This is a genomic window from Sphingomonas alpina (assembly GCF_014490665.1).
Classification (GTDB): Bacteria; Pseudomonadota; Alphaproteobacteria; order Sphingomonadales; family Sphingomonadaceae; genus Sphingomonas; species Sphingomonas alpina.
Window position 1 is genome coordinate 1233699 of the sequence record NZ_CP061038.1, and the last position, 22086, is coordinate 1255784.

Annotated in this window: 18 protein-coding genes and 1 pseudogene; 9 read left to right on the forward strand and 10 right to left on the reverse strand. The window is 60.9% G+C overall.

Going from position 1 to position 22086, the window contains the following annotated elements; all coding sequences use genetic code 11:
• Position 1: 1 nt before the first annotated feature.
• Positions 2-298, reverse strand: coding sequence for a DUF2849 domain-containing protein (locus tag H3Z74_RS05730; protein ID WP_187762988.1), 297 nt, complete (start codon positions 296-298; stop codon positions 2-4).
• Complete coding sequence (gene cobA / locus H3Z74_RS05735) at positions 295-1086, reverse strand: uroporphyrinogen-III C-methyltransferase (RefSeq protein ID WP_187762989.1); 792 nt, start codon at positions 1084-1086, stop codon at positions 295-297. The genes H3Z74_RS05730 and cobA overlap by 4 nt, the downstream gene beginning before the upstream one ends.
• A gap of 309 nt (positions 1087-1395) precedes the next feature.
• On the opposite strand from cobA, the gene H3Z74_RS05740 reads away from it, so the two are divergent.
• Entirely contained in the window at positions 1396-3690 is a 2295-nt protein-coding gene (locus tag H3Z74_RS05740; RefSeq protein ID WP_187762990.1) for a hypothetical protein, read from the forward strand.
• A gap of 99 nt (positions 3691-3789) precedes the next feature.
• On the opposite strand, the gene H3Z74_RS05745 is transcribed toward H3Z74_RS05740, so the two are convergent.
• Positions 3790-4464 carry a peptidylprolyl isomerase gene (locus H3Z74_RS05745; protein WP_187762991.1) on the reverse strand — a complete coding sequence of 225 codons (675 nt, stop codon included), beginning with the start codon at positions 4462-4464 and terminating at the stop codon, positions 3790-3792.
• A gap of 698 nt (positions 4465-5162) precedes the next feature.
• Between H3Z74_RS05745 and H3Z74_RS05750 the strand changes: the two genes are divergently transcribed.
• Positions 5163-5396, forward strand: coding sequence for a hypothetical protein (locus H3Z74_RS05750; protein WP_187764525.1), 234 nt, complete (start codon positions 5163-5165; stop codon positions 5394-5396).
• 50 nt (positions 5397-5446) lie between these two features.
• Complete coding sequence (locus H3Z74_RS05755) at positions 5447-9580, forward strand: RHS repeat domain-containing protein (protein ID WP_187762992.1); 4134 nt, start codon at positions 5447-5449, stop codon at positions 9578-9580.
• A gap of 266 nt (positions 9581-9846) precedes the next feature.
• On the opposite strand, the gene H3Z74_RS05760 is transcribed toward H3Z74_RS05755, so the two are convergent.
• From H3Z74_RS05760 to H3Z74_RS05770, 3 genes are all read right to left on the reverse strand, one after another.
• Positions 9847-10449: a Fic family protein gene (locus H3Z74_RS05760; protein WP_187762993.1), complete on the reverse strand. Its 603-nt coding sequence runs from the start codon at positions 10447-10449 to the stop codon at positions 9847-9849.
• 198 nt (positions 10450-10647) lie between these two features.
• Complete coding sequence (locus tag H3Z74_RS05765; RefSeq protein ID WP_187762994.1) at positions 10648-12162, reverse strand: adenine nucleotide alpha hydrolase family protein; 1515 nt, start codon at positions 12160-12162, stop codon at positions 10648-10650.
• A 54-nt stretch (positions 12163-12216) separates the two neighbouring features.
• Positions 12217-12369: a hypothetical protein gene (locus H3Z74_RS05770; RefSeq protein ID WP_183112377.1), complete on the reverse strand. Its 153-nt coding sequence runs from the start codon at positions 12367-12369 to the stop codon at positions 12217-12219.
• 315 nt (positions 12370-12684) lie between these two features.
• On the opposite strand from H3Z74_RS05770, the gene H3Z74_RS05775 reads away from it, so the two are divergent.
• Together H3Z74_RS05775 and H3Z74_RS05780 are read left to right on the forward strand one after the other, a co-directional pair.
• Positions 12685-13110: a hypothetical protein gene (locus H3Z74_RS05775; RefSeq protein ID WP_187762995.1), complete on the forward strand. Its 426-nt coding sequence runs from the start codon at positions 12685-12687 to the stop codon at positions 13108-13110.
• Positions 13094-14059: a sterol desaturase family protein gene (locus H3Z74_RS05780; RefSeq protein ID WP_187762996.1), complete on the forward strand. Its 966-nt coding sequence runs from the start codon at positions 13094-13096 to the stop codon at positions 14057-14059. Before H3Z74_RS05775 ends, H3Z74_RS05780 begins: the two co-directional genes overlap by 17 nt.
• A 111-nt stretch (positions 14060-14170) precedes the next feature.
• On the opposite strand, the gene astD is transcribed toward H3Z74_RS05780, so the two are convergent.
• Positions 14171-15586 (reverse strand): succinylglutamate-semialdehyde dehydrogenase, encoded by a 1416-nt coding sequence (astD, locus tag H3Z74_RS05785; protein WP_187762997.1) that lies wholly within the window; start codon positions 15584-15586, stop codon positions 14171-14173.
• A 72-nt stretch (positions 15587-15658) separates the two neighbouring features.
• Positions 15659-17027: pseudogene (locus H3Z74_RS05790) on the reverse strand (protein adenylyltransferase SelO).
• Between the two features lie 37 nt (positions 17028-17064).
• Here H3Z74_RS05790 and H3Z74_RS05795 point away from each other — a divergent pair.
• From H3Z74_RS05795 to H3Z74_RS05805, 3 genes are read left to right on the forward strand one after another with little or no spacing between them, the layout of a single operon-like run.
• Positions 17065-17952, forward strand: coding sequence for an alpha/beta fold hydrolase (locus H3Z74_RS05795; protein ID WP_187762998.1), 888 nt, complete (start codon positions 17065-17067; stop codon positions 17950-17952).
• 35 nt (positions 17953-17987) lie between these two features.
• The gene (locus tag H3Z74_RS05800; RefSeq protein ID WP_187762999.1) at positions 17988-18746 is read left to right on the forward strand and encodes an SDR family oxidoreductase; all 759 of its coding nucleotides are present in this window, start codon (positions 17988-17990) and stop codon (positions 18744-18746) included.
• Positions 18743-19870, forward strand: coding sequence for a glycoside hydrolase family 130 protein (locus H3Z74_RS05805; RefSeq protein WP_187763000.1), 1128 nt, complete (start codon positions 18743-18745; stop codon positions 19868-19870). Before H3Z74_RS05800 ends, H3Z74_RS05805 begins: the two co-directional genes overlap by 4 nt.
• Before the next feature lie 21 nt (positions 19871-19891).
• Here H3Z74_RS05805 and H3Z74_RS05810 read toward each other — a convergent pair whose 3' ends face one another.
• Positions 19892-20251: a hypothetical protein gene (locus H3Z74_RS05810; RefSeq protein WP_187763001.1), complete on the reverse strand. Its 360-nt coding sequence runs from the start codon at positions 20249-20251 to the stop codon at positions 19892-19894.
• A gap of 238 nt (positions 20252-20489) precedes the next feature.
• Here H3Z74_RS05810 and H3Z74_RS05815 point away from each other — a divergent pair, with 238 nt between their 5' ends.
• Entirely contained in the window at positions 20490-21122 is a 633-nt protein-coding gene (locus H3Z74_RS05815; protein ID WP_187763002.1) for a hypothetical protein, read from the forward strand.
• A gap of 6 nt (positions 21123-21128) precedes the next feature.
• On the opposite strand, the gene asd is transcribed toward H3Z74_RS05815, so the two are convergent.
• Positions 21129-22007 (reverse strand): archaetidylserine decarboxylase, encoded by an 879-nt coding sequence (gene asd, locus H3Z74_RS05820; RefSeq protein ID WP_187763003.1) that lies wholly within the window; start codon positions 22005-22007, stop codon positions 21129-21131.
• Between the last annotated feature and the right edge of the window lie 79 nt (positions 22008-22086).

The window sequence follows — 22086 nt, forward strand, 5'->3', positions numbered from 1 at the left end:
CTCAGATTACCCAGTTTCCCGCCGCCGGATCGGCGGGCTTCAATGTCAGATCGGGGCGAACCGTCGGGCCGAGCGCGCGGACGCGGTCCTTGATATGCGCGGGGCGGGGCCCCTCGGGCGTGGCGGTCGCGTCGATCACATAAGCGGCGTTGACGCGGCGCGCGCCTTCCTCGGCGCGGGCGATGCTCTCGCCCTGGTCCGTCACGTCGACCGCATCCTCGACATGGCGCGACCAGCTCTCGCCGGTCCACCAGATCACATCGCCGGTCGGTAAATCGTTTCCGGTCAGCAGTTTCATGCAAAGCTTCCTTCGGCGACGCGCGCCCAGCGGCCCAGTTTATCTTGCGCATCGGACAGCTCGACCACTTCACCGACGACGATGATCGCCGGGCTGGCGACTTTCTCGCGCTCGACCATCGAGCCGAGATCGGCGAGCAACGTGCGGATCGCGCGGCTGCCCTTGAGCGTGCCGCGTTCGAGCACCGCGACCGGCATCTCCGGCGCGACGCCGTCGCGCATCAGCTTGTCGGCGATATCGGCGGCGGTCGCGACGCCCATATAAATCACCAGCGTGCGACCCTTGCCGGCGAGCCCCGACCAGTCCTGCTCGGTCAGGCCCTTGCATTGGCCGGCGACGAAGCTGACCGCGCTGCTATGATCGCGGTGGGTGAGCGGGAGCATCGCTTCCGCAGCGCAACCCAGCGCCGCCGAGACGCCGGGAATGACCTCCACCGGCAGGCCGGCGGCACGCACCGCCTCGACCTCTTCGCCGCCACGCCCGAAGATGAATGGGTCGCCGCCCTTCAGCCGAACGACGATCGCACCGGTCTTCACATGCGCGATGATCAGCGCATTGATCGCCTCCTGCGGCAAGGTGTGACGCGCGCGCTGCTTGGCGACCGAGATGCGCTGCGCCTGCGCCGGCGCGATCTCAAGGACGCGTGGGTCGATCAGGCCGTCATGGACGACGATGTCGGCTGATTTCAGCGCTTCGACCGCGCGCACCGTGAGCAGGCCCGGGTCGCCCGGGCCAGCGCCGACAAGGATGACGCGCCCGCGCGCGGAAGGATCAAGGAGAGTGGCCATCGCTGTCAGATGGGACAATGCGGCCAAACGGGCAACCGAGCGATGCTTTTGGCAAGGGTAGCGTAACTTTGTTGGTCGCGCTCCAGGTGGCGGGGGCAGGCAGGCGTCGATGGATGCCGGAAAGTATGTGGCATGTAATTTCCCTATTGCGCAAAGATGGCTGTGCCGGTGATCTTCGTCATTCAAAGAAGATAGAACTGAAATGGTTCAGTTGTGGTTTGACCGGGAGATCGCGCTGACATAGCCATGGCACCGCTTAAGAACGATACGGTCGCATACGAGATTCCGCCTTGTTGCAGGAGTCCAGCCATGAACCTTGTTTCTTCGAAGCTGATCAAGGGCATTGTCGCCACCGCCACAATAGGCCTGTTCGCGATGTCCGGTGCGTCTCAGGCGCCAACCAATGATGTTGAGCCGATCGCCTATATCGGGCACGGCTCCTTCTTCGATTCCGATGGCAACCAGATCGTCCCGACGGTCGAGTTCGTCGCGCGGGCGCAGGATTACTATCGCGACAAGCTGATGGCGAGCCTGGACGGCAAGGCCAGAGAGGGGTTCGCCGAGTTCGAACGGCGTTTCAAGGCGGAGATGGCGCAAGTCGATGTGAAGCAAAGCCCCCAGGCCGAGCTGATCGTCCGGCAAGCGTCGCTCGACTGGCTGGTGGCGAATGCGCCGCGGGTCCGGGCCGACGGGCGCACGATCGGCAAGATCAACGCGCTCAAATACCGGCTGACCTTCACGCTTCCCGCAAAGGGCGACCGCAAATCCTTGCCCGAGCTGAAGATGTTCGACCTCAATCCCGAACTCGCCAAGCGTCTCGACTTGCCCGATTTCAAGCCGGGCGGCGGCGCAGTCTTCCTGTCCACCACCAATAAGGGGCAGGCCTATATCGACGAGTGCGTCGCGAACGGCGTGCCGATTCCGCCGTCGATCGGGGTGCTTGATCCTGCCGGCACCGCGGGCTGGAAATCGCAGGGCTTCATTCCGATACCCGACCAGTTCATCGGCCAGAACAACGGCCCCTCACCGGCCGAGCTGCGCACGTTCGAGAGCCCGCAGGGCATGTGCATGGCGCTGCCGCGCTACACCACGCCAGGCAAGACGACGGTCGGGCTGGATGGCGTGATCTGCCTGAGCAAGACCACCTCGAAAGTGTGCATCTGGGACAATCAGATGAACGGGGTGGGCTTCTCCTTCCCCGCCGGCACGCAGATCCCGATCGGCAAGCCCAATCTCGCGGTCAATCCGGCCGGCCTGTATCAGGCGGGCGGCTTCGAACTGGAGAACGGGACTGGCGGCGTGTGCACGGACTGCCATGCCGGCGAAAACCCCTATATCATCCATCCCGAGGTGACGATCGCGCCGGGCAAGACGATGGAGGATCTGGGCATCACGCTGCCGACCTTCGCGCCCAATCGCTACGATCCGATCGTGCCGGCGTCCTGGCCGCAGAACAACCTGTCGCATGCCCAGCCGCTGGTTCCCGATGTCTGTGTCGGGTGCCATGTGCAGGGCAATGCGGGGCGCTTCCCGCATCTGTCGACGCAGTACAATGGCAATAGCGGCTATTGCAAAACGATCCTGAAACAGGCGGTCGAAAAGACCATGCCGGAGTTCAACGGCGGCGGCGAGCTGAGTAATCCGGCGGTCGCCACCTTCCGTGCCTTTTGCGGCACCGATGCGACGTCGGGCCCGTCCGATCGCGGCGATCCGCATCTCACCACCACCAACAATATCAACTATGATTTCCAGGCGGCCGGCGAGTTCACTGCACTGCGCAATTCGGACACCGGGTTCGAATTGCAGACGCGCCAGACGCCGGTGACGACGACCTTCATCCCCGGCGCCAATCCCTATACCGGGCTGGCGAGCTGCGTGAGCCTCAACACCGCGGTCGCGGCGCGCATCGGCAAGCACCGCATCAGTTTTCAGCCCAGCGCCGGCCGGCCGGCCAGCGCCGAGCGGATGCAGTTGCGCATCGACGGCCGTGCCGTCGCGATCCCGGCAAACGGCCTCAGCCTGGGCAGCGGCAACCTGATCGCCAGGGCGGCGGCAGGCGGCGGCATCGACGTCAAGCTGAGCGACGGCACGCGGCTGATCGTCACGCCGAATTATTGGGCATCGCAAGGCTATTGGTATCTCGATGTCGAAGTGGTCAACACGCCGGCGCGCGAAGGCACGATGGGGCATATCCCGGCCACAAGCTGGTTGCCGCTGGCGCCCAGCGGCGCATCCTTCGGTCCGGCACCGGCCTCGCTCGCCGCGCGCCACGCGCTGCTCAATGTGAAGTTCGCCAATGCATGGCGTGTCACTGCGGCATCGAGCTTGTTCGACTATGCCGCCGGCACATCGACGCTGAGCTTCACCGATCGCGGCTGGCCGCCCAAGCCGGGCACCGCTTGCGTCTCGGCAAAGCCGATGCCCGGGATACCCAACAAGCGGCCGGTCGAGGGAATGAAGCCCGAAGTCGCGCAGCGGCTGTGCAAGGTGATCGAGGACAAGACGGCCTATGCCAATTGCGTTTTCGATCTGACCGTGACCGGCAATGCCGGCATGCTCGACGGCTACAAACGGACGCTGGCGCTGCGCAAACTTGCTCTGTGATAAGGACGGGGCGACCAGAAACGGGTAACGAGGAAGCCGGTTTGGGGGAGGGCGATCCGTCCTGGCCGCCATATCGGCGCGCCGGGCGGGTCGTTCCGGTCAGCGCTTCTGCTTCACCAGCCAGGGCTTGACCAGGCCGGTCGGTTTGGCCGGCCCGTTCAGCCGCCGTGCATTGATCACCTTGATCGGCTTCAACAGCATCTGGCCGCGCATGCTGCCGCCGGTCGGCTGGGCGAGGATGCGCTTCACCGTGTCCATGCCGCCGACGACATGGCCGAAAGCGGCATAGCCGGGAAAGTCGCCCTTGGCGTCGAAGCTCGGCAGGGCGCCGACCGTGATGAAGAAATTGCCGCCGGCCGAATTGGGTTCGGTGCGGCGCGCCATGGAGATGGTGCCGTCGATATGGTGGAGGCCGGTCTGGTCGGTGCGTTCATGCTTGAACGGCGGCAGGATGCGGCGTGCATCGGTGCGGATGCCGCCCTGGATAAAGCCATATTGCTGCGCATTGCGGCTGCGCGCCGAACGATAGATCACCGCGCCGTCGAAGCGCCCGTCATCGACATAGGACAGGAAGTTCGCGCTGGTCACCGGCGCGCGGCGCGTGTCGAGCGCAAGGATGATCGGCCCGTCGGCCGTGACCATGCGGACGCGGACGATGCCCGCGGCGGGGGCGGGAGCCTTTTTGGCGGGCTTGGCGATGGTCGGGCCGGTCAGGGTGAGGGCGGCGAGGGCGATCGCGATGGGGGCGAGAAGGAGGCGAGGGATCGGGCGCATAGCGGTTGCATAAGCGAAGAGGGCGCGTCGCCCAAGCCCTTGCCGCGCGGTTCCGGGACGGGATGCCCGCCGAGGCAGATATGTCATATTCCGGCGGGTCGGGCGGCGATGCTGGGGATGGTTGCTCGGGTAGTTGGGCACCCCTGTTTTCCCCTGTTTCTCCGCAATAAAAAAGCTCACCCCTGTTAAATTGGATTTTCGATCCGAAATACGCGCCATTTTTCAGCATATTAGTACCTCCCACCCCTGTTATCATGACAGCGGTGGAACAGGGGTCGCGATGCGCGAATAACAGGGGGCGTTGTGACAGGAACAGGGGTGAGCCGTGCCCCGATATCGTGCGACCATGAGAAAGAGCAGGCGGGTGTGCGATGCGGCATCGCGTCCGGGGTACATTTGCACGGTCGATCCGGCAGATTGAATCGCGGGTTTTCGGCGATGCGCCCGATATGGCAGCAATTTACATGCTTAGCTGGATTTTCATCTTGTGGGCGGGGGCAGGGAGGCATCTACTCCCGGGCGGGGCTACCGAGTCGCGCCTGTGCGAATCTGCGGCAGTTTGATGAAAGATAAAGGCGCATTGCCAAGGCTTTGTGCGTGTGGAGACGGCTGCAGAAGAACGCTCACTTGCATTGTTGGATTTCAAGTGTTCTTTATTTGTTCGAAGTGACTTGCATCAGGTTAGCGGGGAAAGAAACATGGTTCGCAAATCCACGGTTGCACTGGTGGCGTCTGGTGCCGCAATCGCTGCGGGTCTGACCGCGCTCAGCGGCATGGCCGGCGCGTCGGAGACGATCAACTACACCTATGACGCCAAGGGGCGGCTGGTGAAGGTCGAGCATAGTGGCACGGTCAACAATGGCATTGTCGCCAATTACACGCTCGACAAGGCCGACAACCGCAAGAACGTCAAGGTGACCGGCGCGCCGTAGGGGCGTCGTGTGCAGTCAGTTATTTTCGGATAATTCAAAAAGGGCTTCTTATGACGAACTCGACATCTGTCGGGCGTGGCCGGCGTCACGCGCACCTTGCATTTTTCACTCTCTCCACCGCTTTGAGCACAGGGCTCGTGGTGTCCGCTCAAGCACAGGATTTTCCGTCGCGAGCAGTGGTAGATAAAAATCACATCAATGTTGCGACAGGTGAATACCAGCAGAAAATTACGGATATTTCAATCGGAGGTAACAGCCTCTCCGGATTGTCCTATTCTCGCATGTTGAAGAATGCTGCAACAGCTAAAGAATATGATATGAGAGTACTCGATGGAACAAATGGTATTTTCTATGTATCTTTTGATTTTGAGGGTTACGAATTTAATGTATCTGGTGGGAATTATACTTCATCCGATGGCAAGGGTGCCGCGCTTACCAAGTCAGGTAATTTATACACTCTAACAACTGGCGATGGTACGAGAGTAATTTACGATGAAAATCTTGTGGCTCCGTGGGAGTCGTATGGTAAAGGAAGAATGGTATCCGTAGAGTACTCATCTGGATATAAAAAGAATATATATTGGGCGTCTGGATTTTTTTGTACTAATAATCGAGATGGATGTGCTGGTGGAGTGATTGCGCAATATTACAGAGTGCAATCTGTAACTAATTCTTCTGGGTATCAACTTCATTTTAATTATGCTGAGCAGGCCGCGTCTGGCGACTATGCCGACGGTCTTCTTTGGAGGAAGTTAGTCAATATTCAGGCAATAAATACAAATGTGGAACCATGCTCTCCAACGGCGCCGCTTTGTGCCGGTCTTGTGCAAGACTGGCCAAAAATTCTGTATACGAAAACTACAAGTGACAATGTTACCGATCCACTCGGAAGAATAACTAAATACACGTCTTCAAATAACAGTTTGTCGATCCAAACACCCGGAAGCGCATCTAATAATTTCATTGTTAATTTTGACATTTTGACAGGAAAAGTATCATCGGTATTCGACAATGGAGTAACTTGGACGTATACCTATTCCACAACTGGAAATGTTGCTACGTCGGTTGCCACGGACCCTTCGGGCAAGACCCGTACTGTTGTATCGGACCTAACGATCAAATTGCCGACGTCGATCAAGGATGAGCTGGATAAAACGACTAATTATAGCTACGATCCGACGGGAAGATTGCTTCGTATTACGATGCCGGAGGGAAATTATACCGAGTATACTTACGATACGCGAGGCAATGCCACACAAACCAAATTCGTATCGAAAACACCGGGAACGCCGGCAGATATAGTCACGACCGCAAGTTACCCTGCAAGTTGCGTGAACTATGTTAGCTGCAATAGGCCAGACTGGGTAAAAGACGCTAAAGGCAACCAGACGGATTATGTCTATGATTTAACAACTGGTATGCTGAAGAGCATGACCGCTCCAGCACCCAGCAGCGGTGCAGTGCGTCCGCAAACTCGTTATGGATACACGGAAACTGCAGGAGTATCGTTACTTACTGAAATCTCTGTCTGTCAGACTTCGGCCTCATGTGCAGGTACTGCGGGCGAGGTAAAATCCACAATCGGATATAATAGTTTACTTTTGCCAACCTCAACTTCCCTTGCGGCGGGCGACAATAGTGTCAGCGCGACAAGCGCGATCACCTATGATGTGATCGGCAATGTGTTGACGGTGGATGGTCCGCTCCCTGGTGCAGCGGATACAATTCGCTATCGCTATGATTCGGCGCGGCAAATTGTTGGAGTGGTTGCGCCGGATCCCGACGGCGCGAGCGCACGCAAGCCCATCGCACAACGCTTTAGCTATAATCTGGATGGGCAACTGACGACAATAGAAACCGGTACGGTCACAAGCCAACTGGATGGCGATTGGACATCCTTCACGCCGTCGCAGCAATCGACATCAAGCTATGATGCCAATGGTCGCAAGGCGAAGGATATGCTTATCGCGGGCGGCACGACCTATGGTGTGACGGAATATAGTTATGACACGCTTGGTCGCCCGCTGTGCTCAGCACAGAGGATGGACAGCGCTTTATGGGGAACGGCGCTGACATCGACCTGTACGCCGGCGACTGTCAGCGGACCCAAGGCCGATCGCATCATGAAGGTTAGCTATGACGCTGTCGGTAGGGTCACGAAGTCGCAGAGCGCCTTGGGGACGAGCGCGGCGTCGGACGACGTGACGCGGACCTTTACGGACAATGGCTCGATCGCGACCTTGACGGATGCCGAAGGCAACAAGACGAGCTATGAGTATGATGGGTTCGATCGGCTGGTAAAGACGCGTTACCCGGTGACGACGTTGGGTGCGGGGACCAGTTCGACGACCGACTATGAGCAGTTTGGTTATGATGCGGCTAGCAATGTGACGAGCCGGCGGTTGCGCGATGCGCAGTCGATTGCTTACGGCTACGATGCGCTGAACCGATTGACGTTGAAGGATCTTCCGTCACCCGAAGCGGATATCTCCTATAGCTACGATTTGCTCGGCCGGCCAACCTCCATCAGCTCCAGTGTGCAGACATTGTCGTTCACCTATGACGCGTTCGGGCGCAATCTCACACAGGTCGGGCCGAGCGGCACCGTTTCCTCGCAATATGATCCGGCAGGTAGGCGTATCCGGCTGACCTGGCCGGACGCGTTCTATGTCACTTATGATTATGACGTGACCGGTAACGTAACGGCGATCCGCGAGAATGGTGCGACGAGCGGCCCGGGCGTGCTGGCGACTTACAGCTATGACGATCTGGGACGTAAGCTGAGCCTGGCGCGCGGCAATGGAACCAGCGCAACCTACACGCCCGATCCGATCTCGCGTCTGTCGTCACTGACACAGGACCTCCCGGGTACGGCACAGGACCTGACATTGGGGTTCAGCTATAATGCGGCGAACCAGATATCGGGTACGACACGTTCAAACGACAACTATGCCTGGACCGGCTCGGTCAATATCGACCGCCCCTATACGGTAAACGGGCTCAACCAGGCGACGGCGTCTGGGGCGACAGCGCTTGGGTACGACGCACGGGGCAACCTGACCAGTTCGGGCGCGACGACGTATGCCTATAGCTCGGAGAATCTGCTAAAGTCCTCCGGCGCAAACACGCTGATCTATGATCCACTAATGCGGTTGTATCAGGTCAATACCCAACAGCGGTTCGGCTATGACGGGCAGAACATGATCGCGATATGGAACCCCGTGACTGGTGCGCTGGGGAGCCGGTTCGTCTATGGTCCCGGCGACCCTGCGCCAGTGACGACCTATGGCCCGAACGGCGACCGGTTCTGGCTTCCGGCCGACGAGCGCGGTAGCGTGATCGCGGTGACCGATAGCACGGGGGCTGCCATCGGCGTTAATTCCTATGACGAATATGGCATTCCGAGTGCAACCAACACGTCTCGGTTCCAATATACCGGGCAATATTGGGTGTCGCAGTTGGGCCTCTATTACTACAGGGCCCGGTTCTACTCCGCGACGTTGGGGCGATTCATGCAGACCGATCCGATCGGCTATGGCGACGGCATGAATTGGTACAATTATGTCGGTAGCGACCCGGTCAACTCCGTGGATCCATTTGGATTGAAAGAGTGTTTCGATGGCACGAGCGTATGGGAATCGGAGAGCTGCGACCCTCATGGTGGTTTGGCGCCTGACATTGAAGTGACCGCGCCCAGTGGCGGTGGTAACTCTTCTGGATCTCATGGAGGGGTTGGTCCATCCGATGGGATGGGAAGTGGCGGATCTCCGTCCCCAGGGTCTGAAAGACCAGACTTATGCGATGACCTCAACAGAGAAGTAAATATTACAAGAAAAGACCTTCCTAAATTTATTACTGATACTTGGAGATGGAAGAATTCATCCGCAATAGAAAATGATATTGTTCAAGCTAAGATGAACTATGGTGACGCGAAGGCCATAGGCGATGCTATGGCTATCGTAGATGGAACCGCTGCCGGTGCTGGTGTTGAGGTTGCTACTCGCGGCGGCGGTCGTGCGCCAATCGGGAAGACGACTGCTGTTCGGGGTGCAATATTTACAGCTCTATGGGTCGGCTATCAAGCTTTTGCTAATTATGAATCCAACAAAGCTCAGAATCAACTTGCTGCATTGAATGCAAGATTAAGGCAGCTTAATGCAAAAGAGCAGAATGTATGTCGTTGATTATTTGCGGAACATAACACCTTCTTAAGGCGACGGCGAAATGGAAGATAAAGAAGAAGCGATAAATCCGATAGTTTTTAAAGTAATATTTGGATTTATTCCACTATTGTTAATATCGGTCATAATATTCTACGGATTTAAAAGAAGTTTTAACTGGGGCTTTTTGTTGCTTGTCATATTTATTATCTCGATCATTGCATTTAGAATAGTAGCCGTCATAAAAAATAAGGTAAATAAATAGGGGTGTGTGAGCTTCAGGTGATATCCTATGGCCTTAGCTCGGCGCACCTTATGAAAAATGCATATGAACAACAATCTTCAATGATAGAGGTCAGCTCGCGCAGGTATGGGACCCAGTCGCCCGATTGAGAGAGTTGCGTCGCTGCCTTTGCTATGCGCGCTATGTGTAAGGTAAAACCGGCGCCCATCCCCAGGCAGGGTGAGCGCAATATGCCATGTCGGGCGAGGGCGCCATAGAAAACGGATCGCGCAAATCTGCCATTTCCATCCAAGAAGGGATGAGCGAAAATAACGATGGTATAGCAGATGATTCCTTCGGTGACGGGGTCATATCCTTTTAATCTGATATCGATAATTTTATTCATCCAAGACTGAGATGGATCATAATCCTCAAAGATCGTTTTGTTGTTTTTATCGTCAAATGCGCGCATTCCTTGTGTTCTAAGGGACACCTCTTTTCCGCATAGTAGCGAGACAAAAAATGCAGAGGATTCCGGAGTAAAATCGAACTTCTTCAAGCTATTCCAGTATCCGGAAAGAACGGGCTCCTGAATTCTGCGATTAAATACTTTCCTATTTGGCGGTAGTTTTTTTTCTACCTCAAGATGATACTGAACTTTCTGATCCATGCCGAAGCAGCTGGATGGATTGGCAAACATTTTGTCTATATTTTTAATATATTCAACTAATCTTGTTGTGTTATGAGTTTGGTCCGGTAATTTCTTAGGTAAAGCGCGTTTGTGCACCAGCATGGCCGTTATTAACCCCGATTAATAGGTGAGGCGTTTAATCTCATTGTGATCGATCAATATAATCATTCGACACATTCACTCATCAAAAAAACAACACGTCGTCAGCACCAAAAACAGCAACCCAAACTCCTCAGAAGGCAGCGCTTCGATATCCCCGCCCAGCGCCGCCAGCACCCGGTCGCGATCGACAAGATCCGCATCCAGCACCGGCGACCTCGCCAACATTGCAAGCAGATACTCGCGGTTCTCCGCGATCCCCCGCACCGCAACCTCGCGGAAACTCTCTTTCACATAATCCTGCTCGAACACCGGATCGCCCAGTTGCGCGGTCAGGGTCCGGCGCAGCAGCATGCGGTCGCGGCGATACTCCCAGGGGAGGCTGGCGACGAAGCGCGCCAGGATCGGGTTGATATAGGGATAGATCGGCCAGATCCCCTGGCGCAGCAGGCGTTGCGAGCGGCCGGCGGCGGAGAGCCAGCTGGTATCGGCAATCACACCCTGCGATCCCGGTGCGCCGCCTTTACGGGCCAGCGCGCGGCCGCGTGCGGTGAGATAGGGGTGATCCTCCAGCGCGCGGTCGTCGGTGTCGGTGGTTTCGTCGCTATAGACGGCATAGAGTTCGTCGCCGCCGAAGCCACTGGTCAGCGTATCCACGCCTGCGCGGGCGAGCAGGTCGAAAAAGGCTTCGAATATCTCCGGATAGCTTTCGTCCTGCGGCCAGACGCCGAAGCGGTCGCGGCGCGCGCTGCGCGGGCCGAAGGGGAGAAAGCGGCCCGCCGGCAACACGATATCCTCGAACTCGCCGTGGCGGCACAGCAGCGTGCGCCGGTCGCGCTGCGCCGCGCCCATCGCGCCGCTGAATTCGGCGCCGTAACTGAGCACGCCCGGGCCAAGCACATCGGCGGCGGCAAGCGCGATCAGCGCCGAATCCATGCCGCCGCTGAGCTCGATCGCGGTGCGCTGCGGATCGATATCGCGCGCGGCGAGCAGTGCCTTCACCGTATCGAACAACAAGGTCTCGGCCGAGACCTGTTCGGCCAGGCTTTGCGCGCCCGGCATGCCCATCGGTGGCGGCATGTGCGTGTCGATCGTGTCGCCGTGCGCGGTGAGGGTCGCGCCGGCGATCGATCGGTACAGGCCCGCGACCATCGTGCGCGGCGTATAGGACATCAGCCCTGCGATCTGCGCCATGGTCGCCGGCCAGTCGATCGGCGCGCCCAAGCCCTGCAGCAGCCGGGTGCAATCCCAGTCGATCGTCAGGCGGCCCGCATGGTTGCGCAGATAGACCGGGGCCGAATGAATCAGCGAGGTTTCATAGGATATGGCGCCGCGGACGCGGTCCATGGTCAGGATCGACCAGTCGAGCAAGTGCGACCGGATGCTGTTCAGCCGATCGGCAAGCGCCTGGTCATTGTCCGGGCGGACATGGTCGATGCCGTGCGGATCGCCGCGGAACCGTTCCAGGCAGGCAATGGCAATTGTCGTGTCGGTATCGATCACCAGCGCGCGCAGCAGCCGGTGTGCGAATGGGGTAACGCGCGACCCGCCCAAAACAACGCTCCCGTCGATGATCTCGACGGGAGCGCGCAAGTGCGAAAAATCGATCCCGGCCGTCAGCATTGTCGATCGGCCGCGTTGATTGGATCAGCCGGCGCCGCGTCCGCCGAAGACCGCATCCCAGGGTTCGAACGGAGTCTTGCGCGCCACCGTGATGCCTTCTTTCGGCACACCGTTGACGATCGCCTTGTCCAGTGATTCCAATTGATTCTGCAAGGTTTTTGAGTCGACTGCTTTCATTGTCTCTCTCCTCGTTGGATGGACGAGGCTATGGCTGGGCCGGGCCATGGGCAACGCATGTTAGCTCCACTCCGGACGCATCACGACGAAGCGGCCACGTCGCGCGGCGAGCCGCTATAAGGTCCGGTGATCGGATCCCATGGCTGGTCCGATCTGTCGGGTGTCGGACCCATATCGGTGGATTGCACCGGGAGATGGTAGCGGTTACTATCGAAATTATCGGCGCTGAACGCCGAAACGGGGACGGGGCCGACCGCAGAGTCGGAACGACCCCGGCAGACCGGCTGCCGATCTGGACGGTGTTGAGAGGGTGGAATGAACTGGCTGGTGTTCGCGGGATCGTTGGTCGCCGTCCTGGTGATGACGCTGGTCGCGCGCCTGCTCGGCCTGGGCGTCGCGTCGCGCATTGCCGATGCCGATCATGCCCGCCGCCTGGCCGAAGAGGCCTGGTGCGGGTTTCGCGCCACGGCGGTCGCGATCGACCGTGACGGGCGGGCCGCGCTGCTCCGCAACGCCGCGAACCGGCACATGGTGCTCCGCGCGCACGGCAATCATTTCGTCTCGCGCTTTGTCGATCCGCCATTCCAGGCATCGCTCGACCGCGAGACGCTCACCCTGGCCTTGCCCGAGGCGATGTTCGGCACGGTCACGCTCGATCTTGGCGATGAGGCGACGGCCTGGGCGGCGGAACTGGTCGGCGCCGGCCAAACAGGAGGGAGACGCGATGCCCAATCTGCCTAACCCGATCAGCTATGCGATCCCGGTGTTCGTGTTGATGGTGATCCTCGACATGGTTCTGGCGCGCTTTCGCGATCGCTCGCGCTATCATGTGAAGGACACGCTGACCTCGCTGCTGCTCGGGCTGGGCAGTACCGTTGCCGGCGTGATCACCGGTGGCGCAGTGGTGGTGATGGGGCTCGGGCTGCAGCGCTATGCGCCGTTCGAGATTCCTTACAGCTGGTGGGCCTGGCTGCTTGCCTTCATCCTCTATGACCTGTGCTTCTATGTCGCGCACCGTGCGTCGCACCGCATCCGCTGGATGTGGGCGAGCCATGTCATTCATCATTCGAGCCAGCATTATAATTTGTCGACTGCGCTGCGGCAGACCTGGACCAATTTCATCAGCCTTGGCTTCATCTTCTTCCTGCCGCTGTTCCTGCTGGGCTTCCCGATTCCGATGCTGGTGTTCGTCGGCGCGCTCAACACAATCTACCAGTTCTGGATTCACACCGAGACGATCGGCCGCCTGCCGCGCTGGGTCGAGGCGGTGATGAACACCCCGTCGCACCACCGCGTCCATCATGCGACCAACCCGCGCTATCTCGACAAGAATTATGCCGGCGTGTTCATCGTCTGGGACAGGATGTTCGGCACGTTCGAGCCCGAGCTCGACGAGGACCGGCCGCGTTATGGCATTGTTCGGAATCTCGGCAGCTTCAACCTGCTCTGGGCGGCGTTCCATGAATGGGTCGGCATCGCGAAGGATGTATGGCGCACGCCGGGGTGGACGAACAAGCTAGGCTATATGGTCGCGCCGCCGGGCTGGAGCCATGACGGATCGCGCGAGACCAGCGAGACGATCAAGGCGCGGTGGCGGGCGGAGACTGGGGAAGCGGAGACAGGGAGTGCCGCGACCGTCGAAACGGGGGCGCGAGGCGAGGGCGTCGGGCCCGGGGCACTTCAGGGCTGATCACCGTCTCCCGTTCGCCCTGAGCCTGTCGAAGGGCAGGGATCCCAAGCGGTACGTTGCTTGTCGCGCAGGGGCTTCGACAGACTCAGCCCGAACGGTTGGGTTCGAGCCCTAACCGTCGCGCAGCCCCACCCCGATGCTCGCGCGCGCCTGGTCCGCTTCGTTCGACACCACCGGATAGGCGCAATAATCCGCCGCATAATAGGCGCTGGGGCGGTGATTGCCCGACCAGCCGATGCCGCCGAACGGCGCGCTTGAGCTGGCGCCGTTGGTCGGCTTGTTCCAGTTGACGATGCCGGCGCGGGCATTGGCCCAGAAGCGGTCGTAGAGCGCGGGGTTCTGGCTGATCAGCGATGCCGAGAGGCCATAACGCGTGTTGTTCGCCTCGGCGATCGCTTCGTCGAAGGTCTTGGCGCGGATCACCTGCAGGATCGGGCCGAACAGTTCGATATCGGGCCGGTCCTTCAATTCGGTCGTGTCGATCAGGCCCGGGGTGAGAAAGGGGCGGCCCTCGACCAGCCGTTCGGGGTGGCGGATCGGCCGGCCGCCACGCATCATCAGCTCGAGAAAGCTCTCGGTCAGCTGGTCGGCGGATTCATTGTCGATCACGCAGCCCATGAACGGGGCCGGGGTGGCGTGGGGTTCGCCGACGATCAGCTTGCCGGTCAGCTTGTTCACTTGCTCGATCACCTGGTCATAGACGCGGTCGTCGACGATCAGGCGGCGCGCAGCGGTGCAGCGCTGGCCGGCGGTGGTGAAGGCGGACTGGACGATCAGCGCGGCGGTCGAGTGAAGATCAGGCGATTCCCACACGATGATCGGGTTGTTGCCGCCCATTTCCAGCGCAAGGATCTTTTCCGGCCGGTTGGCAAAGGCGCGGTTGAGCAACAGGCCGGTGCGCGCGGAACCAGTGAACAGCAGCCCGTCGATATCGGGATGCTCGGCGAGCGCCTTGCCCTCCGCCGGGCCACCGATCAGGACGCGGATACAGCCCTCCGGCACGCCGGCGGCATGGAAGCATTCGACCAGGAACACGCCGACCGCCGGGGTCTTTTCCGACGGCTTGAAGATCACCGCGTTGCCGGCGAGCAAAGCGGGCACGATATGACCATTGGGCAGATGCGCCGGAAAATTATACGGGCCAAGCACCGCGAGCACGCCGTGCGGTTTGTGGCGCACCGCCATGCGGCTGCCCATCGGCGCGTCGATACGGCGCTGGGCGGTGCGTTCGGCATAGGCGCTGACCGAGATGTCGACCTTGGCGATGACGGATTCGACCTCGGTGCGCGCTTCCCAGAGCGGCTTGCCGGTCTCGCGCGCGATCAGGTCGGTAAAGGCGTCGGCGCGGGCGCGGACGACATTGCCGAAGCGGCGCAGCGCCTCGATCCGGAAGGCGAGCGACTGCGCTGCCCAGGCGGCCCAGCTGGCGCGGGCAAGGGCGACTTCGGCGTCTACGTCGCCGATCTCGCGTCGCCACAGGATCGCGCCGGTCGCCGGTTCGGTGGAGATGATTTCGGTGCCCGCCATCGTCGAAAGGCTTTGCCTTAGTTTCTCGGGGGAATCCACTAGTGGCGTTAATCCTCGCCGGAACGGGGAGGATCAGCGGAGCGCCTCGCCCATGTCCCGGATTGCGACAATCTTGGCCTCCAGCGGTCCCCAATCGTCGCGTTGATCGATTGCGGCCCAGATCGCCTCGACTTCGTCGATCAGCATCGAACAGGGCGCATCGCCCTGCCAATAGGCGTGCGAACGATCCGCGCGCGGCGGATAGGCCGCAAGCACCGTCCGCGCTTCGTCGAACGCTGCGCCATAACCCTCCGGCACCTGCCCGCCGAAACTGTCGAAGAAGAAACGGTCGATCGACGCGCCTTCACCGCGCAAGCCGCGTTCAACCGCCTGGACGACAGCGCGGTCGTGTTCCGCATCGCGGGGCCGCACGCCGAGCCGCCACAGCACCGCATCGGACACCGCCGGCTGATAGCGCTCGCCGAACGTGTCGAGCACCGCGATCAGCGGTTCGGCCTCGCTTACCGCGCGCAGCGCGACGGCAAGCTGCATCGCGTCCCAATGGATCGCTTCGGGCTGGCGGCCGAATGCGTAGAGCCCGGCATGGTCGAAATAGGCGGCGGTGAAGCCCGGATCCCAGTTCGGCGCGAACCGCCATGGGCCGTAATCGAAGCTTTCCGCGGTCACGTTGATATTGTCGCTGTTGAGCACGCCGTGCACGAAGCCGGCCGCCATATAGCTGGCCGCGAGTTTCGCCGTGCCGCGCACGACATGGTCGAGCAGCCGCACGGCCCCGTCCGCGCCCGCTTCCTCATTGAAATAGTGCCGCAGCACATAGGCGATCAGCCGCTGCATGCTCTCGGCGTCACGGGTGTAGGCGAGCCGCTGGAACACGCCGATGCGGATATGGCCATGGCTGAGCCGCACCATCACCGCAGAACGGGTGGGGGGAGGGTTCGTCGCCGCGCTCCAGCGCTTCGCCGGTCTCGATCAGCGAGAAAGTGCGCGAGGTCCGAACGCCAAGCGCCTCGAGCATTTCGGTCGCCAGGATCTCGCGCACGCCGCCTTTCAGCGTTAGCCGCCCGTCGCCGAAGCGGCTCCACGGCGTCTGGCCGCTGCCCTTGGTGCCGAGGTCCATCAGCCGGCCGCGATCGTCGCGCAATTGCGCGAACAGGAAACCGCGGCCGTCGCCGATATCGGGATTGTACACGCGGAACTGATGGCCGTGATAGCGCAGCGCGAGCGGTGGATCGAGGCTCCCGGGCATGGGCTGGAAGCGGCCGAAATGCGCCAGCCATTCGGCATCGCTCAGCGTATCGAGCCCGACCTCAGCCGCCGCACGGTCGTTGCGGAAACGCAGCCGGGTTTCCGGAAAGTCCGCCGCGCTCACGGGATCGTAGAACGCCTCCCCCAATTCGAGAATCGCGCGTTCGGGTCGATATGCTTGCGGGGATGCTGCCATGCAGCGATATGGTGGTTCCGAACCGCAGGACGCAACCATGGCCGCTTATGAAAATCGATATTGGTGGTCGAACGACGGCATCCGGCTGCATTATCGCGACTATCCTGCGCATGGGGCGGGCCGCGACGATCGCCCGCCGATCCTCTGCCTGCCCGGCCTGACCCGCAACGCGCGCGATTACAGCGTGGTGGCTGAGCGGCTGGCGGGCGAGTGGCGCGTGATCACCATCGACCTGCGCGGCCGCGGCGAGAGCGGCTATGCCAAGGATCCGATGAGCTATGTCCCGCTGAGCTATGTCCAGGACATCGAGGCTTTGCTCCGCGAACTCGGCGTGGATCGTTACGTCGCCTTCGGCACCTCGCTTGGCGGGATCGTCACGATGCTGCTGGCGGGCACGGCGCGAGAGAAGATCGCCGGCGTGCTGCTCAACGATGTCGGGCCGGAAATCGACCCGGTCGGCCTGTCGCGGATTCGCTCCTATGTCGGCAAGTCGCAGGCCTGGCCGACCTGGATGCATGCCGCCCGCGCCGTCGCCGAGGGCAATGACGGCGTCTACCCCGATTATGACATCGAGGACTGGCTGGCGATGGCGAAGCGGCTCTATCGCCTCAACAGCGCCGGGCGGATCGTGCTCGATTACGACATGAAGATCGCCGAGCCGTTCCGCGTGCCCGGCAATGAGGCCGGGCCGGACATGTGGCGCGCGCTGGATCAGCTGCAGGGCGTGCCGGCACTGATCGTGCGCGGCGAACGATCCGACGTGTTTGCGGCAAAGACCGCCGCTCGCATGACGGCGACGCTGGAAGGTTCGGAACTGGTCACAATGCCCGGGATCGGCCATGCGCCGACGCTCGACGAAGAGCCGGTCCGGGCCGCGATCGGGCGATTGCTCGATAAAGTGATGATGGAACCGGTGCGAGTCTGAACGCTTGTCCTCCCGACACCCACCGGGAGAGCTTCATGACCGATATCACCGACGCACACACTGCCGTCACCTCGCTGAAGGGCAAGCGCGTCATCATTACCGGCGGCACCACCGGGATCGGCCGGGCGATCGCCGTACTGCTCGCCTCGGAAGGCGCACGGGTGCATATCTGCGGCCGCACGCCGGAGCATCTCGAGGATGCGCTGAAGCGGATCAACGAAGTGGGTGAGGGATCGGGCACCGCGATCGACCTGGCCGAGCCGGACAATGTCACGCGTTATTTCGCCGATGCGGTGAGCTGGCTCGGCGGTCTGGACGTCGCGGTGATCAACGCCGCCGTTCCGGCAAATGCGTTGTCGGAGACGAGCGTGCAGGATCTGCGCTATCAGATCGCGACCGATTTCACCGCCTATCTGCTCAGCGCGCATGCGGCGGTCGACCGGTTCGGCGGGGCGGGCGATATCATATTGACCGGTTCGATGTCGGCGCATGTGCTCGGGCCGGGATCGACCATCTATGCCGGGATGAAGGCGGGCATTGCCGGCTTTTCCGAGGCATTGCGCCGTGAACTGGGCGACAAGGATGTGCGCGTGGCACTGATCGAACCCGGCAAGACTCAGGCCGATTTCCACTACCCCGATATCGATGCCGAGGAGCAGAAGAAAAAGGTGAGGGACGAAACCATGCTGCGCTCCGAGGATATCGCGGTCGCCGTGCATTTCGCGCTGACTCAGCCGCGCCGGACCGTGGTGCAGCAAATGACCGTGGTGCCGCGCCGAAGCGAAGGCGAATGAGCGTGCCGGTGCCGCTGTTCGATGCGCTGCTGTTCGACCCGCGCGATGTCGATCTGTCGCGCTCGCCGCTTGCCGGCAAGGTCGATGCCGAAACCTATGTGCTCGGTGCGTTCAATCCCGGCATGACGCGCCTGCCCAATGGCAATCTGCTGCTGATGGTGCGCGTGGCGGAAGCGCTGCGCACACCGATCCGCGACGGGCATATCCATGCCATCCGCTGGGAAGAGGGAGGCTATACGCTCGATCAATGGCCGCTCGATTTCGTCGACACCTCCGATCCGCGCAAGTTCATGATGCGCGGTGGCGGGTGGAAGGTGATGGCGCTGACGTCGCTGTCCTGGCTCCTCCCGGTCGAACTCTCGGCGGACGGCCGGCGGGTCGAGGCGGTGCATTACGACCGTGCGGTCGAACCGCGCGCGCCGTATCAATGCTATGGTGTCGAGGATGCACGGATCAGCAAGGTCGGCGATCGCTGGCTGATGACCACCTGCTCGGTTAGTCCGGAACGCCATTCGACCACGCTCTACACCTCCGACAATGCGCTCGACTGGCAGCTCGAGGGTATCGTGCTCGATCACCAGAACAAGGACATGCTGATCTTCGAAGGGCTGGTCGGCGGTAAATATTGGGCACAGACCCGGCCGCTCGGCGATCTTTATTTCGCCTATCCGCCGGGCAGCGAATGGCGCGCCGGACCGTCGATCAACCTCGCCAGCTCACCCGATGCGCTGCACTGGAAACCCTATGACAAACCCGGCATCCGCCCGCATGCCGCGACCATGGCGACCGCGCGGATGGGCGGTGGCGCGCCGCCGGTCCTGACCGACAAGGGCTGGCTGACCTTGTGGCACGGGGTCGAGCCGCTGGGCGTGGTGGGCATCTACCGCACCTATTGGTCGCTGCTCGACCGCGACGATCCGGGCGTGGTGCTGCGCACCAGCCACGATCCCCTGATCGAACCGCGCGCCGCGCTGACCGATCCGCTCAAGGAACTGATGTATCTCGACAATGTCGTATTCACGACCGGGATCGTCGATGCTGGCGACCATTATGTCGTGGCCAGTGGTGAGGCGGATCTGGCATGCCGCATCACGCATCTGGGCAAGCGCGTGTTCGCGATATAGCCTTGCACCGCTGCGCCGCGCTCACTGATAGCGCAGCGTCTTCTCGAACCCCTCATTTGCCTTGGTCATCTTGGCCAGCTTCCTGAGCTGGCCGCGAACATGCCGTTCGAACCGAATATCGTCATGGATGCCGGTCGCCGGATAGTCTTCCTGGCCGATCAGTTCCTTAAGACGCTTGGCGAACATGGCTTGCTCATTCGTGCAATCCGCGGCTTTCAGCGCACGGCAGACCCATTCCTCTGCGGCCGCCTTGTCATACTCGTCCTGTGCCTCATACCCACGCCGGTCCGCTGCCGCCTGATCCAGCTTCGACACCTCGAACCGGCGTTCCAGCCATTTGCGGACCAGTTCCCCATCCCATGCCTTTGATGGATTGCTCATCATTCTCTCCAAATCTGGTCCGCCATAACCCCAATAGAGGGAAGGAGGACAGAGGCCAGGCCCGCCGGGGCGGCGGCAACCGCTCGACGGCGATGCGCCCTTTCTCATCGCTCAGGTCAGTTGCTGACTCGACCCGAAGCGGTCATTGTCCAGCTCGGCTGCGGAGCGTCCGGCATCGTGCTGCGTTCATGGCCAATGGCCGCTGTCGGATTAAATCGCCGTGGAGATCGGGTACAGAATGCGTGAACAGGTCCATATCTGGTTTCGGGTGACCGTCCGTTGGGCGTTCATGCCGTTTGCTCTCCTTGCCGGGCTGTTCGCGAGTGCAGATGCATCGGCGCAAGACTATGCGATGCGGGATGTAGGCGGTTGGACGGTGGCGGCAAGCAAAGATAAGGACGGCTGCTTCCTGACCAGGACGTACGGCGGTGCCGGGGAAACGACCCTCCTTCTCGGCATCGATATCGATGGCAGCAATCATCTCTCGGTGCTCAACAGCAACTGGTCGATCAAGCAGATGGACCGGCTGAAATTGAACTTTCGGCTCTCCACCGGCGGCTATTCCAGACAACTGGTGGTCGGCATGGAGTCCGCAGGGAAAAAGGGTTTCGTCACGAGCTTCGAAACGAAATTCCCCTCCTATTTCGCCGCATCCAAGGCGCTCCACATCTATCGCGGCGACGTGCCGGTCGAGCAGCTGAACCTGGACGGGAGTGGCGCGGCGGTTGCCGAGCTGCGTCGTTGCGTGGACATTTACCGGGCGAAGCCTGTCGCCGGTGGACGAGAGAAGGGGCGTTCCGACCAGATACCGAGGGATCCGTTCGCGCCTGATGCCGGGCGGAAATCCGAGGACCCGGCGGGCGAGCGGTAAAGCTGCTCAGCTCGGGCTGTTGCCCATCCTTTCGCCAAGGCGCACCGGCCGTTCGGGCGCCCAATCCGGGTTGAAGGCGATGGTGTCGCGCCCGAACAGCATCACGATCGTCGAGCCGAGCAGGAAACGACCCATTTCCTCGCCCTTCTTCAGCCGGATGTCCTCGTTGGCATAGGTCCATTCGCAAACCCCAGTGCGTTTCGGGCCGGTGCGTTTCGGGCCGGTGCGCTTGGGATTGACCACGCCGTGCCAGACCGTCGCCATGCTGCCGACGATGGTCGCGCCCACCAGCACCATTACGAACGGACCATATTCCGGCGATTCGAACACGCACGCCACGCGCTCGTTGCGCGCGAACAGGTTCGGCACGCCGCGCGCCGTGGTCGGGTTCACCGAGAACAGCGCGCCCGGCACATAGATCATGCGGATGAGCTTGCCGTCACAGGGCATGTGCAGGCGGTGGTAATCCCGGGGCGACAAATACAGATTGGCAAAGCTGCCATGGCGAAACAGGCCCGAGAGCGCGGTATCGCCGCCGACCAGATCGGTGGTGGTAAAGCGATGGCCCTTGGCCTGCACCATGCGGTCGTCGTCAATCGCGCCGAACTGGCTGATCGCGCCGTCCACTGGGCAGATGAAATCGGCCGCGGCCAGAGGTCGCGCGCCGATCTTCAGCGGGCGGGTGAAGAAATCATTGAAACTGTTGTAGCTGGCGATGTCGGGATTCGCGGCTTCGTTCATATCGACGCCGTATTTGCGAACGAACCAGCGGATCAGCGGGAGGGTGATCGCGCTTCCCTGCGCGCCGGCGACCCGGCCGGCGAGCTGGGTCAGGCGCTGCTTGGGCAGCAGATATTGAAGCAGAATCTTGAGGCGATCGGACATGGTCGGGCTCGAATAATGGATATTACCGCACAAATGTCATGGAGCGCGTCATGCGCTTTTCGAGAAGGGTGCGTCCGCT